Raw genomic sequence first — 12,621 nt, forward strand, 5'->3', positions numbered from 1 at the left:
AATATGAAACTACAAGTAGAAAATCTCAATTTTTCATATAATCATCATAAAATACTGAATGATATATCGCTTCATGTTAATAATGGAGAATTTGTCGGAATCATAGGGCCCAATGGCAGTGGGAAATCAACACTATTAAAAAATTTATATCGTGCTCTTACCCCTGACTCAGGTTCCATTTACTTAGATCATGAAAACTATCGTGATCTAAAAATAAAAGATATAGCTAAAAAACTAGGTGTAATCGGGCAAGACAATGGAGTACCATTCGACTTTGCAGTAAACGAAATCGTGGCTATGGGAAGAAGCCCACACAAAAAACTTTTCGAAGGCGACAAGAAAGAGGACAAAGAAATAATACAAAACGCTCTAAACACAGTAGGTATGGCAGATATGGCGGAAAGAAATTATCTATACCTTTCCGGTGGTGAAAAGCAGAGAGTCCTATTGGCAAGAGTACTATCCCAGCAAACCGAATTTCTCGTATTAGATGAACCTACAAACCATCTGGATATCCATCATCAACTGAGAATATTCGATGTAATCAAGGGATTAGGTGCAACCGTACTCTCCGCCATTCATGACCTTAACATCGCTTCACTGTACTGTGACAGAATCTATGTAATGAAAGACGGTTCTATCTATAAATCCGGAACCCCAGAAGAAATATTAACTTCTGAAAATATTAAGGAGGTTTTTAATATTAAAACAGATGTAAGGCAGCATCCCGTAACAAAAAAAGCAATGATTACATACTTACCAGAAAGTACTTTTAATAAAGGGGAAGATATAGTTGTATAAAAATAAATGGGGGTTATGGTTATTGGTTGGGTGCATCTGCATGATGATAGCAGGATGTGAAGAGACTATTAGCAAAGAACATACCGATAACGATGATGTTTCTAAATCTGAAGAATTATTAACCATCGATAATTACGGAAGAGAGCTGTCGATCACCCAAAAACCAACGAGCGTGTTAACGCTAGGCCCAAATACGACAGAATTATTCATAGCCTTAGGCCTTAGTGATTATATTACTGGCAACAGTCTAAACAATCATAGTCGAGGGGCATTGCCAGAGTATGAAGATGCCTACGAACAGATTCCAGAATTGACATACGGATCAGCTACTAGAGAAGCTGTATTAACTAGTGGGGCAGACTTTATATACGGAATTGACTGGGAGTTCGGCAAAGAGGGTTTAAATATTGAAGAATTGGAAGAATACGGCATTACAACCTATGTGAATAAAGCTTTCACGTTAGAAGAAATGTATCAGGAGATTTTGGATATTGGGAAAATTTTTGAAGTAGAAGATACAGCAGAAGCCTTTGTTGCTGACCAGAAAGAAAGGATTGCGAATATAAAAGAAAAGGTTTCACAACAGGACCCTGCCAAAGTCCTTGTGTATGATAGTGGCGGTGAAGGAGTTTTCACTGCTGGAGGTACCAACTTTGAAACATTACTCATTGAATTAGCTGGCGGAAAGAACATTTTCAAAGATTTATCGGACAAGCAATGGGCAACAGTGAGTTATGAAGAAGTATTATCCAGAGATCCTGATGTCATTTTGGTTCACGATTATGACCAACCTGCAATAGAGCAGAAGATCGAAGACATTAAAAATCATCCGGTTTTATCTCAATTAGAAAGTGTAAAAAATGAAAGATTCGTTTCTATTTCATTGGAAAGTGTATTACCGGGAAATCGAATGGCTTACTCAGTTGAAACTTTTGCGCAAGGTTTCCATCCTGATTTGTTTGATGAATAATTGTTACTTTCTATTTGGTGAGTCGTTCAAAATGAAGTTTTTTAGTTTGGAAACGGAGGGGCCCGTTAAGAAAAGATAAAAACAGGAACTTCATTGCTAACCATGTAGGATGGAATGCATGCAATGTAAGCGGGATGATGTTGGATGCACGGTTTTAAAAGATATTTTTGGAGGACAACCCCAAATATAAAAGAAGCGTAACATCAAGAGAAAACTATTGATATTACGCTATCCTTTACCTATTAATGCAGCGGGGTCAGGTACCAAAAAATTCCAATAGAAAAGCTAAGGTGACGAGGAGACTGATGATTCCAAAGAAACCCGAAGCTATAGAGAAGAAGAGCGGACGCTCTCTCCTCACCCAAAAACTGAGGCAGTAGACGAACGCGGGAAATGGAAATAGAATACTGGCGATTTCCCAGCTTGTAAACAAAAAAACAAGAGCTAGAAACAAAGCCAAGTATCCAGAGATCTTCCGCACTTCAAGCAACTTTTTCTGCTCACCTGCTTCCTTCACTTCCCAGGACCCGAGTGCCTCTTCTGTCCGCTTCAGCTTATATGGTTTGTCTGCTTGATAATAGAAGTACATCGGCTGGAAATAAGGAATGGTCCCATGAAGCGAACTTTTTCCCCAGGCAAATGATTGACCAGCCAGCGGGAACGTCTCGTAGGGGTCCGATTCGTCCTTCCCCTCTGGATATGCGGGGGAAGGAACATGTTCGGTATCGATGGAAAAAACGATGCGCTGATTTTCCGTCTGCCCAAAGTAGTTGCGCCAGCGTAAGGTCCGGATAGAGGAAAAAAAGAAGCGCCACAACTGTTTCCTTACTGTGTACGCCATACTCGTGTCGACAGGTATCCATCCTTCGTCTTCCAAGTAAACCTCATTCCAAACGTGGGCCTGGTGTTTCCCCATCGCAAAAGCACCAACCATCACCCGGCAGGGAATCCCCAGGGACCGACATAAAGAAGCATACAAGAAAGAGTACTCGCCACAATCCCCTTTTTTCACCTGCAAAAAGTGATCGACCCCGCGAGCTTTGACAGGGAACTTGTATGTATAATTTTTGATCATGTGTTGGAACAATAGCCATGCTTTTTCCCTATTGTCGGAGGCCTTTTCCGTCACATCTGCGGCCATCTGCTCAATGACTTGGTTCACAGGAATCATGGCTGTCGAACGTGTATATCTCTCCTGTTCTTCCTCAGTCAAAGAAGCGGCTGCACCCCCCACCTTTAGTTCAACACTATAAGAAGCGTCGATCTGTTCCCCTGGAGCCAACTCATAGTAGCTGATTCGGTTGCCGATCGTATCTATGTATTCCTGCATAGGGGACCGTTTCTCTTCCTTCAAAAGAGTCTGCTTCTCTGTTTCTGGCGGGTTTGCCAGCCATACCTTTACATGATCTGACGTTTGGTTTTCATATTGAAATGAATAATTAACCTTTTTCACCACTTCACCTACTTTTCTGCTTCGAAATCGAACAAGTATCCCCGCCACAACCTCCAACGGGGAGATCCGTCCTTCGTTCCGCTAATCAGTCATAGAGCTTGGAACCCGCTCCTGCCCATTTGAATAAAAGGAACGAAGATCCAAAAGAGAGGTAACTGCTTCATTATTCTTTGAATACTGAAGATTCCTGTTTCGATTTTTTGATCTTTACTCGGAGGGTGTGTACCCTTTTTTCAGCTTCTTCTTTATTTATATGATACCGCTCGAGAATAGAATTGTCTCTAATCGATTCATACTGGAACTTATGCCTCGCATCGAACTTCGCAAGAGCTCGCATGCTTTTGGATTAATACATAAAGTGTTCACTTTTTGGGGACCGCCCAAAGGAAAGGTATCCATAAAAAAGCGAACACTCTCTACATAGAAGGTTCGCTTCAGGCTGTCGAGAAAGTTCTCGACAGCCTTATTTTTTGATTTTGATCTCAATTTACCTTTTGTTATTTGTTACCCTAAAGATAGAAATCCTTTTAGGCGGTGATGATTGACAAAATGAGCTGGAAATGGTGACTATTGAAGAGCTTGTGCCTGAAGACCACTTACTTCGTAAGATTGATCAATACATAGATTTCTATTTTATCCCTGAAAAAGTCCGTTCCTTCTATTCGGAAAATAACGGTCGTCCATCGTTGGACCCTGTAGTTTTATTTAAGATGATGTTTATCGGTTATATTTATGGCATTCGTTCTGAGCGTAAATTGGAACAGCAAATTCATGAAAAAGATTGCCCTCCATTTAGCTAGAGGAAGTTAGATGGAGGAGAGTCTTTTTTGGCTATAAGCTAGAGCGAAGGAGCACAGACCATGACACTCCTGCGGAAAAACGGGCGATCCGAGACCCCGCAGTGTGGGTTTCACGAGGAGGCTCGGGCGTTCGTCCGCGGAAAGGGAATGGTCTGTGCTCCTGGAGGCAAGAAAAAAGCTTGTAGAAAAACACGGGGTTTCTCTACAAGCTGAAGCGAACACTCTCTACATAGAGGGTTCGCTTTTCCATTATATTTTTACATGGATGGGATCTACATTTCTATTTCCTTGTAAATGGAAGAGATTTCTTTCTATGAATATACCAATCTTCCGCTTGCTGATAGATCTAAAAGAACAAATGAGCCATTACTGCAATAATAGGCAAGGTAATCAATGTCCGTTGGAGGAAAATGACGATAAGATCGACAAAGCCGACAGGAATTTTGGACTTAATCAGCAAGATCCCTACTTCAGACATATAAATGAGCTGAGTAACGGATACAGCCGCAATGACAAAACGAGAAAGCTCACTCTCAATGCCACTCCCTACCACGGCAGGCAGGAACATATCCGCAAACCCAACAAGAATAGCCGGGGCTGTTTCAGCAGCAGACGGAATTTGCAGGAGATTCAAGAACCCGATCAATGGATAGGAAAGGTAAGTAAATACCGGTGTGAATTCAGCTAAGATAAGCGCGATGGTTCCAAGTGCCATCACGAGTGGCAAAAGCCCAAACCATATATCGACAACGTTATGTACACCTTTTTTGGCGACTTGTTTAAAACTTTGGACTTTCTGAGCTTTTTCCACTGCCTTTGCAAGCCCCCACTGGAAGTTAGAAGTATCCTCAGGGACGGCTTCACTAATTTGTTTTCCCACAGGTTCATAATATTCGTCTTTCTTCTTCGATAGAGGTGGAATTCGCGGACAAATGACAGCGGCAGCAAACCCTGCGACTACGATGGTTGCATAGAATGGCAGAAAGAGATGCTCAAGGCCGATGAAGGTAATGACGACTAAGCTGAAGGCAATGGAAGCAACCGAAAACGTTGTCGCAATAACCGAGGCTTCCCGTTTGGTGTAAAACCCTTCTTCGTATTGGCGTGTTGTGATGAGGACGCCCACCGTTCCGCTTCCCATCCAGGAAGCAAAGGCGTCAATGGAGGATCGACCAGGCAGTTTGAAAATAGGCTGCATAATTTTGCGGAAAATAGAGCCGATAAATTCCATCAATCCAAATTCTAAAATGAGCGGCATCAATAAGCCTGCAAATAAAAACCATGTGGTTAGAACAGGAATTAACGAGTAAAGGACGGTTCCTCCTGTAATGTCAGCGTATAACCAAGATGGCCCCCACTGGAATATTGTACATATCGCAAAGACTGCCCCTATCATTCGGATGATCAGCCAAAAGGGATGGAGATGGAATAAGGATTGGAGAAAGTCCGATGTCATGATCCAGCCTGGTTTGGCAATTTTTGTATAGATCGCCCCTAAGGCAGACAATGTTAAAATGATCGTCATAAAGATGTACAGATAACCTTCAAAAAAGGATTGAAAGAATTCGGCCATGATGCCGACCCCGATCGTGACTTTGTTATCGTAGTAGATTGGTGCTAAAAAGAGCAAAGCACCAATCAACGATGGAATGATAAACTTCATATAATCCTTTTTCGAGAATGACGGTGAGTACACTTCTTCTGTCCAATCGTCTACTTTTTCCTGCGAGTGCAAAGAAATTCCCCCTTCTCAAATGTTCTTAACTAGTCAGAGCCTTTTGTTCTGCTCTCTTTTTCATCGCTACAAGACTGATCATTTCATAACCAACAGCAGAAGCGAGACCGGCTGTGATATTTCCAGCGTCATAAGTCGGCAGAACTTCCACTAAGTCAAAGCCTACGAAATTGAGACCATGCAGTCCTCGGACACACTGCAGTGCTTCATAACTTGTCGGACCAGCCACTTCTGGGGTACCCGTCCCCGGAGCATAGGCAGGGTCGACAAAGTCAATATCGAAACTAACAAACACGGGGTGATCCGGGCCTATTTTCTCGTGTACTCTCTCAAGGACTTTTTCCACTCCCATTCTACGGACATCGTTCATTGTCAACACTTCAAATCCAAGTTCTTCCGCATCTTTAATGTCTTCCGGTCCATAAAGAGGGCCTCTTAATCCGATTTGTATAGAACGCTCCATATCAAGAAGCCCTTCCTCAACAGCTCTGCGGAACGGGGTTCCATGCATATACTTTTCTCCGTAGTAATTGTCCCACGTGTCTCCATGCGAATCGAAATGAACAAAAGCCATCTTCCCATATTTCTTATGGAAGGCACGAAGATTCCCCAAAGATATCGAATGATCCCCACCTAAAATGATTGGCGTCACAGATTGGTCGAGGAGCGGTTCCAATCCTTCCACGATGTTATCGTACGTACGATGAACATTACCTGGAATGACATCAATATCGCCATAGTCCACCCCTGATGCGTAATCGAAAATGTTGATGTCCTGATCAGGATTGTAAGGACGAAGAAGGACGGAAGAATTACGGATATGCTGCGGCCCGCCCCTCTGGCCAGTACGGTTAGAGGCTGCTGTATCAAAAGGTACTCCCAAAACCGCAAAGTCCACATTCTCTTCCGTTTTGATAGCTTCCAATCTCATAAATGTACTCACCCCACAAAACCGTGGGGATAATGAAGAATCTATAGGTTTATACATCTAAAAAACTCCTTTTCCAGTTGTTAAATTAGACTCCCAAAGAGATATATTTGGTTTCAAGGTATTCCTCGATCCCTTGCGGCCCTCCTTCTCTACCCATTCCACTTTCTTTAAATCCGCCGAACGGCGCTTGTGCTGCAGATGGAGAACCGTCATTCAGGCCAACAATGCCATAATCCAGTTTTTCTGATAAGGTCAACGCTTTACTAATGTTTTCAGTGAACAGATAAGCCGCTAGCCCAAATGGGGTATCATTGGCCCGTTCAATAGCAGACGATTCATCTGAAAAAGAAGCGATCGGAACCAGAGGACCGAATGTTTCTTCGTTCATGCAAAGCATGGAATCCGTTACGTTTTTTAGGATCGTTGGTTGAATGAAAAAACTTCCTTCTGATGGATCGCCTGCACCTCCTGTGACTATCTCTGCCCCATTGTCGACAGCATCTTCCATATGCTTGATCACTTTTTCATAAGCGCCCTGATCAATCAATGGGCCGATGTCTGTTTCAGGATCCATGCCATCTCCGACTTTCAATGCCTCCACGGCTGCCTTCAATTTTTCGGTGAACGTATCCACAATCGACTCGTGCACGAAGAAACGGTTGGAACAAATACACGTTTGGCCGGCATTTCTGAATTTAGAAGCGATCGCTCCCGCTACCGCTTTATCCAGGTCAGCATCTGGAAGGACGATAAAAGGGGCCTGACCTCCCAACTCTAATGATATTCGCTTCATCGTATCCGCCGATTTTTTCATCAATAGTTTTCCGACTTCCGTCGAGCCAGTAAATGAAAGCTTGGTTACTCTGGAATCAGACATCCATACATTGCTGATTGTTTCCGCATCCCCTGTTAAAATATTGATTAACCCTGGAGGAGCACCCGCTTCATGAGCTAACTCGACCAATCTTAACGCGGTTAAAGGCGTTTGTTCCGCCGGTTTGATAAGAACCGTGCATCCAGCCGCGATTGCTGGCGCCACTTTTCTTGTGATCATAGCTGCCGGGAAGTTCCATGGAGTAATAGCTGCTACCACACCTACGGGCTGCTTTTGGATGAGAATCCGCTTATCCGGTTTTGATGCAGGAATCGTTTGACCATAGATACGCTTGGCCTCTTCTGCAAACCAGGAAATATAACTGTTCGCATAGCCTATTTCGCCTCTCGCTTCTTTAAGCGGTTTTCCCTGTTCCCTGGTCATCACTTCTGCCAACTCATCCGTATGATCTTCAATTAATTGAAACCATCTCTGAAGAAAGACAGACCTCTCATCTGCGGTCGTATGTTTCCAATTATGGAAGGCCCTATGGGCGGCTTCGACCGCACGCTTGGCCTCATCCTCTCCCGCGTCTGGTACAGAAGCCAGCCATTCTTGATTGATTGGATTATAAACAGGGAATGTTTTTTCTGTTTGTATGTTTTCACCGTCTACGACAATATTCATAGATCATCCTCCTCTTTTTAAGCAAATTGTGGTGTATAGCAGTTTTTCATTGCTTTTTCTAAAATAGCGAGTCCCTCTTCCAATTCCTCATCAGTAATGACAAGAGGCATTAAAAAGCGAATGACATTTCCGTATAATCCCGCTCCCAACACTAATAACCCTTCCCGTTGTGCTTGTGCAATTATTTTTTGTGTCAGTCCTTTATCCGGTTCCTTCGAATCCTTGTCGGTAACCATTTCAACGGCAACCATAGCCCCAAGGCCACGTACTTCGCCGATGCAATCTAGATCTTCTGCCAATTGGCTGAACTTGCTTTTTATCGCCTTACCGATCTGATCCGCACGATCGTTCAGCCCCTCATCTTCAATCACATCAATGGCAGCTATGGCAGCTCGACATCCCAAAGGATTCCCACTATATGTACCTCCCAGTTCCCCAGGTCCTGATGCATCCATTACTTCCCTTCTTCCTATTACCCCACTGATTGGCGTCCCTGCTCCAAGAGATTTGGATACGGTAATCAAATCTGGGATGACATCATAATGCTCGATGGCAAAATATTTCCCTGTACGTCCAAAACCTGTTTGAATTTCATCTGCTACAAAAAGGATGCCATGTTCCTCACACAGAGTTTTTACTGCTCGGACGAATCTCGGGTCCGGAACAATAAATCCTCCCTCTCCCTGGACAGGCTCCATTACAACGGCTGCAACCGTTTCTGGCGCTACTTCTGTCACGAAGAACTTTTTGAATTCTTCAATCATGTACTCGTTGTATTCCTCATCACTCATCGCTTTTGGTTTGCGGTAAGGGTAAGGGAAAGGGGCCTTATATACCTCAGGGGCAAATGGTCCAAATCCAAATTTATAAGGCTTCACTTTGCTGGTCATCGACATCGTCATCAATGTCCGTCCGTGGAAAGCGTTTTCAAAGGTAACGATCGATTGTCTTCCTGTGTACTTTCTAGCTATCTTCACCGCATTTTCAACAGCTTCAGCCCCGCTATTTTGGAGTAATACCTTCTTGTCATGAGTCCCAGGAGCAAGCGCCGCCAGTTTTTCTGCTAACTCTACATACGGTTCATACATCATCACGTTGAAACCCGTATGGATATACTTATCCACTTGATCGTGCAGGGCCTTTCGCACTGTCGGGTGACAATGGCCGACATTGATGGTTCCAATAGCCCCGGCAAAATCAATAAACGTATTACCATCCACATCTGTGATCTTAGCCCCGTCCGCTTTTTCAGCAAACGTTGGTATCCCATAACTGACCGCATCCGGTACAATGCGATGACGTCGCTCTAATAGATCACTCGCCTTTGGTCCTGGTAAATTCGTTTGTATAGAAGCCTGTTTGGTCATTTAAAATCCTCCCTTAATTAAATATGGATGTTCGTTCAGAAAGATCATTTAGCGTAGAAAGCATATGAGCTTCTATGGCTTTCTTAGCCGCCGCAATGTCCCGCTTTTTCAACGCTGTCACGACTCCCTGGTGCTCAGGAATCGAAAGAGCTTGATTCATTGGCGTCGAATAGAAATTATCCCGCAAAATGAGGTAACAGTCTGACCATTGATTCAACTTTTCTACTTCCTGTAGTAGAAATTTATTTTGAGCTACTCTAGCTGGATAAGCATGAATCTGGGCATTGATTCGTAAGAACTCTTCATAATCCTTTTTCTCGTAAGCCTTCCTTTCTTCTTCTAATAACTGATCCATCTCTTGAAAGTTTTCTTCCGTCATTTGGTGGACGGCTAATTCGGCTGCATAACTCTCCAGCACGATCCGAAGGTTAAACACATCCTCCAGTTCTTTATCCGATGGATTGCATACAAAAGCTCCTCGATGTGGGACGAGTTCCATAAGGCCCTCATTTTCAAGCCTATTAAAAGCTGCTCGGATGGGCGTACGGCTCATTTTCAGCTCATTCCCTACCCATTCTTCCGTTACACGCTGGCCAGCTACCAATCGCTTCAGCATCATGGCGCGTTTAATTTTTTCATAAGCAATATCTTCGTTCTTCTGTTTGATCATTTTTCTACCACCAATTGTTTTAATAAATTGTATACAATCTTAATATACAATCATTCTATAACAAAACTATTCAGATTTCCACAACTTTTCTGAATTTTATAGATTTGTTTATCTGCTCCTTTTCCTATCCTCAAACTATCCTTTAGTAAACAAAAACTATGAACCGTTGCTAGAGGATTTCAGCATGATTACTTAACAACCAATGTCACCGTTGAGAGCCCGCCCTCCCTAAAGCTACAAGAAAAAATAGCTGACCTTTAATCAGACTCTCCCATTGATAGAATCCAACCATCTCTTTATGATGGAACATAACCAGATACTAAAACAAAGGAGATTCAATCGATGGACATCCGCCATTTGCAATATTTCATCGAAGTCGCCCGTTTCCAAAGTTTCACCAAGGCAGCGGAACACTTGTTTATTTCACAGCCGACCATCAGCAAAATGATTAAAAACCTGGAAGAAGACCTCGGGGTAGAACTGTTTGAACGAACGCGAAAGAAAGTCATCCTCACGGATGCTGGAAGGCTGATTCTAATGCAAGCCAAAACCATTGATAACGCTTTTGAGAATCTCAACACCCAACTCAATGATTTATTAGGCCTCAAAAAAGGGCACATCCGGGTGGGGCTCCCGCCGATTATGGATGCCGACCAAATCATCCAAATTCTCGGAGGCTTTCATGAACAGTATCCACACATTACCTTTCAACTCGTGGAGGACGGGGCAAAAAGAATTGAAGAAAATATCCTTCAGGAAGAACTCGATGTTGGGATCACCGTTTTACCGACGCAAGAGGACCGATTCGATCACTTCTTTCTTTTAAGTGAAGAGTTGGAGGTCATCCTTCCTCCTGCCCATCCATTAGCGGGAAGAAAGCAAATTCGCTTGGAAGAACTAAAAGACGATTCGTTCATTCTGTTCAATAAAGACTTTGTTTTGAACGACCGGATTACCTCTTCCTGCAAAGAAGCCGGCTTCATTCCAAAGGTCATATCAGAAAGCTCTCAGTGGGACTTCATCGGCAAAATGATTGCTTCCAATCTCGGTATTTCCATCCTTCCCAAAAGCGTGGCCGAATTACTTACGCAGGAAGTGAAGCGCATCAAGGTTATCAAGCCTTCCATCGCCTGGGAGCTTGCCATCATCTGGCCGAAAGACCAATACATCTCCTATGCCACCAAGGAATGGCTCGTGTATACCCAAGATCGATTAAGTACAGACGCAAGAGGATCAGCTTTAAGTTGAAGCTGATCCTTTTTTTATGCAAAAAGTCAATGAGTGAAAGCATTTACATAGACAGAGGCTATCCAGCACATGATAATTTGCTATTTCACTTCTCGAACATTCACTCGTACACTGAATTTATCAACGAACACAAAGACATGTCTTGAGGTTCCAATGAACTACCAAACCACTAGAGGAGGCAAACTCATGGAAGCGAAACGCACCAAAGAAAGTTTAGTCATTAATACAGATCAAGTGATGATTAACGACCTAAACAATTACAATACATTGTTTGGCGGTGTCCTCATGAAAAAACTGGACAATAACGCCACCTTATCTGCCAGACGACATGCCCGTGTGAAGGAATGTGTCACCGCTTCAACGGACTCCATTGATTTCTTACACCCGATTCACCAAACGGATTCTGTCTGCGTCGAATCCTTTGTCTCCTATACAGGAAACAAATCCATGGAGATCTTCTGTAAAGTGATTGCGGAAGACATGATTACCGGCCACCGTCGCATGGCAGCGACTGCTTTCTTAACTTTCGTGGCCCTCGATGAAAATAAAAGAGCCATTAAAGTCCCTGCAGTCATCCCAGAGACAGAGGAAGAGAAATTCCTTTACCAATCTGGCGAAGAACGTGCCAAAACACGAAGAATCCGGAGAGAGCACAGCGCTCAGCTTACCGAAATTATTAAACTAGAAAAACCATGGGAAGAAGGAGAGGATCATCATGTTGAAGTTAGCCAGTTTGGATGAATTGTATGAAGCGAAAAGAGACCTGGAAGAAGTCAGCCGCCGTTATCCTGATGTCTATGAAACGTTGACACATGTAGTCAGCTTCACTCGTCAACTGCAAATCAAGTATGGCTATATGGGGGCCTTACTGATGGAAGAAGACTTAGCCTCTACCTACCCGGAATTCGTCAAAGGATCCATTCTGTCTCTTTACAAAAAAGAAGTGGACAAGCTAAAAAATCACGAGGATTTCCCTGTCGTCAAAGAAGTCTTAGATCAATATCGTGATATTGGAGACGCTAAACTATTCTTATTGATTCTTGGAGCTAAACCGGAGCTATTAAAAGGTTCCACCATTATTAAATAAGAAAACCGCCAGGAGGACTAGTCCTTGCTGGCGGCTTGTCTTTGTCGGACATTCTTTT

11 protein-coding genes and 1 pseudogene are annotated in these 12,621 nt (G+C 43.2%); 6 read left to right on the top strand and 6 right to left on the bottom strand.

The window, feature by feature from the left end:
* Window positions 1-3 precede the first annotated feature (3 nt).
* Both BLW54_RS01835 and BLW54_RS01840 read left to right on the top strand, forming a co-directional pair.
* Window positions 4-801, top strand: a complete 798-nt coding sequence (locus tag BLW54_RS01835) for a heme ABC transporter ATP-binding protein (protein WP_074733100.1) — start codon at window positions 4-6, stop codon at window positions 799-801.
* A 40-nt stretch (window positions 802-841) separates the two neighbouring features.
* Window positions 842-1,771, top strand: a complete 930-nt coding sequence (locus BLW54_RS01840) for an ABC transporter substrate-binding protein (RefSeq protein ID WP_083391477.1) — start codon at window positions 842-844, stop codon at window positions 1,769-1,771.
* A gap of 256 nt (window positions 1,772-2,027) precedes the next feature.
* Here BLW54_RS01840 and BLW54_RS01845 read toward each other — a convergent pair whose 3' ends face one another.
* Entirely contained in the window at window positions 2,028-3,272 is a 1,245-nt protein-coding gene (locus BLW54_RS01845; protein ID WP_244153477.1) for a transglutaminase-like domain-containing protein, read from the bottom strand.
* Between the two features lie 512 nt (window positions 3,273-3,784).
* Here BLW54_RS01845 and BLW54_RS01850 point away from each other — a divergent pair.
* Window positions 3,785-3,994 (top strand): annotated as a pseudogene (locus BLW54_RS01850) (transposase); the annotation flags it as partial.
* A 376-nt stretch (window positions 3,995-4,370) separates the two neighbouring features.
* Here the strand turns inward: BLW54_RS01850 and BLW54_RS01855 are convergent.
* The 5 genes from BLW54_RS01855 to BLW54_RS01875 all read right to left on the bottom strand — a co-directional run bounded on the left by BLW54_RS01855 (window position 4,371) and on the right by BLW54_RS01875 (window position 10,228).
* Window positions 4,371-5,687: a YjiH family protein gene (locus BLW54_RS01855; RefSeq protein WP_083391478.1), complete on the bottom strand. Its 1,317-nt coding sequence runs from the start codon at window positions 5,685-5,687 to the stop codon at window positions 4,371-4,373.
* A gap of 97 nt (window positions 5,688-5,784) precedes the next feature.
* Window positions 5,785-6,747 (bottom strand): agmatinase, encoded by a 963-nt coding sequence (speB, locus tag BLW54_RS01860; protein ID WP_035506454.1) that lies wholly within the window; start codon window positions 6,745-6,747, stop codon window positions 5,785-5,787.
* A 28-nt stretch (window positions 6,748-6,775) separates the two neighbouring features.
* Complete coding sequence (locus BLW54_RS01865; RefSeq protein ID WP_035506456.1) at window positions 6,776-8,191, bottom strand: NAD-dependent succinate-semialdehyde dehydrogenase; 1,416 nt, start codon at window positions 8,189-8,191, stop codon at window positions 6,776-6,778.
* A gap of 17 nt (window positions 8,192-8,208) precedes the next feature.
* Window positions 8,209-9,558, bottom strand: coding sequence for a 4-aminobutyrate--2-oxoglutarate transaminase (gene gabT / locus BLW54_RS01870; RefSeq protein ID WP_035506458.1), 1,350 nt, complete (start codon window positions 9,556-9,558; stop codon window positions 8,209-8,211).
* A 13-nt stretch (window positions 9,559-9,571) separates the two neighbouring features.
* Window positions 9,572-10,228 carry a GntR family transcriptional regulator gene (locus BLW54_RS01875; RefSeq protein WP_074733103.1) on the bottom strand — a complete coding sequence of 219 codons (657 nt, stop codon included), beginning with the start codon at window positions 10,226-10,228 and terminating at the stop codon, window positions 9,572-9,574.
* Between the two features lie 342 nt (window positions 10,229-10,570).
* On the opposite strand from BLW54_RS01875, the gene cidR reads away from it, so the two are divergent.
* The 3 genes from cidR to BLW54_RS01890 all read left to right on the top strand — a co-directional run bounded on the left by cidR (window position 10,571) and on the right by BLW54_RS01890 (window position 12,563).
* The gene (gene cidR / locus BLW54_RS01880; protein WP_074733104.1) at window positions 10,571-11,476 is read left to right on the top strand and encodes a cidABC operon transcriptional activator CidR; all 906 of its coding nucleotides are present in this window, start codon (window positions 10,571-10,573) and stop codon (window positions 11,474-11,476) included.
* Window positions 11,477-11,662: 186 nt separating this feature from the next.
* Window positions 11,663-12,217: an acyl-CoA thioesterase gene (locus tag BLW54_RS01885; protein WP_074733105.1), complete on the top strand. Its 555-nt coding sequence runs from the start codon at window positions 11,663-11,665 to the stop codon at window positions 12,215-12,217.
* Window positions 12,192-12,563 carry a hypothetical protein gene (locus tag BLW54_RS01890; RefSeq protein WP_074733106.1) on the top strand — a complete coding sequence of 124 codons (372 nt, stop codon included), beginning with the start codon at window positions 12,192-12,194 and terminating at the stop codon, window positions 12,561-12,563. The genes BLW54_RS01885 and BLW54_RS01890 overlap by 26 nt, the downstream gene beginning before the upstream one ends.
* The last annotated feature ends 58 nt before the right edge of the window (window positions 12,564-12,621 follow it).

It is taken from the genome of Halobacillus karajensis, assembly GCF_900108515.1.
In the GTDB taxonomy this organism is placed as follows: Bacteria; Bacillota; Bacilli; order Bacillales; family Halobacillaceae; genus Halobacillus; species Halobacillus karajensis.

Excerpts from the sequence above, each read along its gene's own strand:
- gabT (WP_035506458.1), bottom strand. The coding sequence starts at position 9,558 with ATGACCAAACAGGCTTCTATACAAACGAATTTACCAGGACCAAAGGCG.
- BLW54_RS01835 (WP_074733100.1), top strand. The coding sequence starts at position 4 with ATGAAACTACAAGTAGAAAATCTCAATTTTTCATATAATCATCATAAA.
- cidR (WP_074733104.1), top strand. The coding sequence starts at position 10,571 with ATGGACATCCGCCATTTGCAATATTTCATCGAAGTCGCCCGTTTCCAA.
- BLW54_RS01865 (WP_035506456.1), bottom strand. The coding sequence starts at position 8,191 with ATGAATATTGTCGTAGACGGTGAAAACATACAAACAGAAAAAACATTC.
- speB (WP_035506454.1), bottom strand. The coding sequence starts at position 6,747 with ATGTATAAACCTATAGATTCTTCATTATCCCCACGGTTTTGTGGGGTG.
- BLW54_RS01840 (WP_083391477.1), top strand. The coding sequence starts at position 842 with ATGATGATAGCAGGATGTGAAGAGACTATTAGCAAAGAACATACCGAT.
- BLW54_RS01855 (WP_083391478.1), bottom strand. The coding sequence starts at position 5,687 with ATGAAGTTTATCATTCCATCGTTGATTGGTGCTTTGCTCTTTTTAGCA.
- BLW54_RS01875 (WP_074733103.1), bottom strand. The coding sequence starts at position 10,228 with ATGATCAAACAGAAGAACGAAGATATTGCTTATGAAAAAATTAAACGC.
- BLW54_RS01890 (WP_074733106.1), top strand. The coding sequence starts at position 12,192 with ATGTTGAAGTTAGCCAGTTTGGATGAATTGTATGAAGCGAAAAGAGAC.
- BLW54_RS01885 (WP_074733105.1), top strand. The coding sequence starts at position 11,663 with ATGGAAGCGAAACGCACCAAAGAAAGTTTAGTCATTAATACAGATCAA.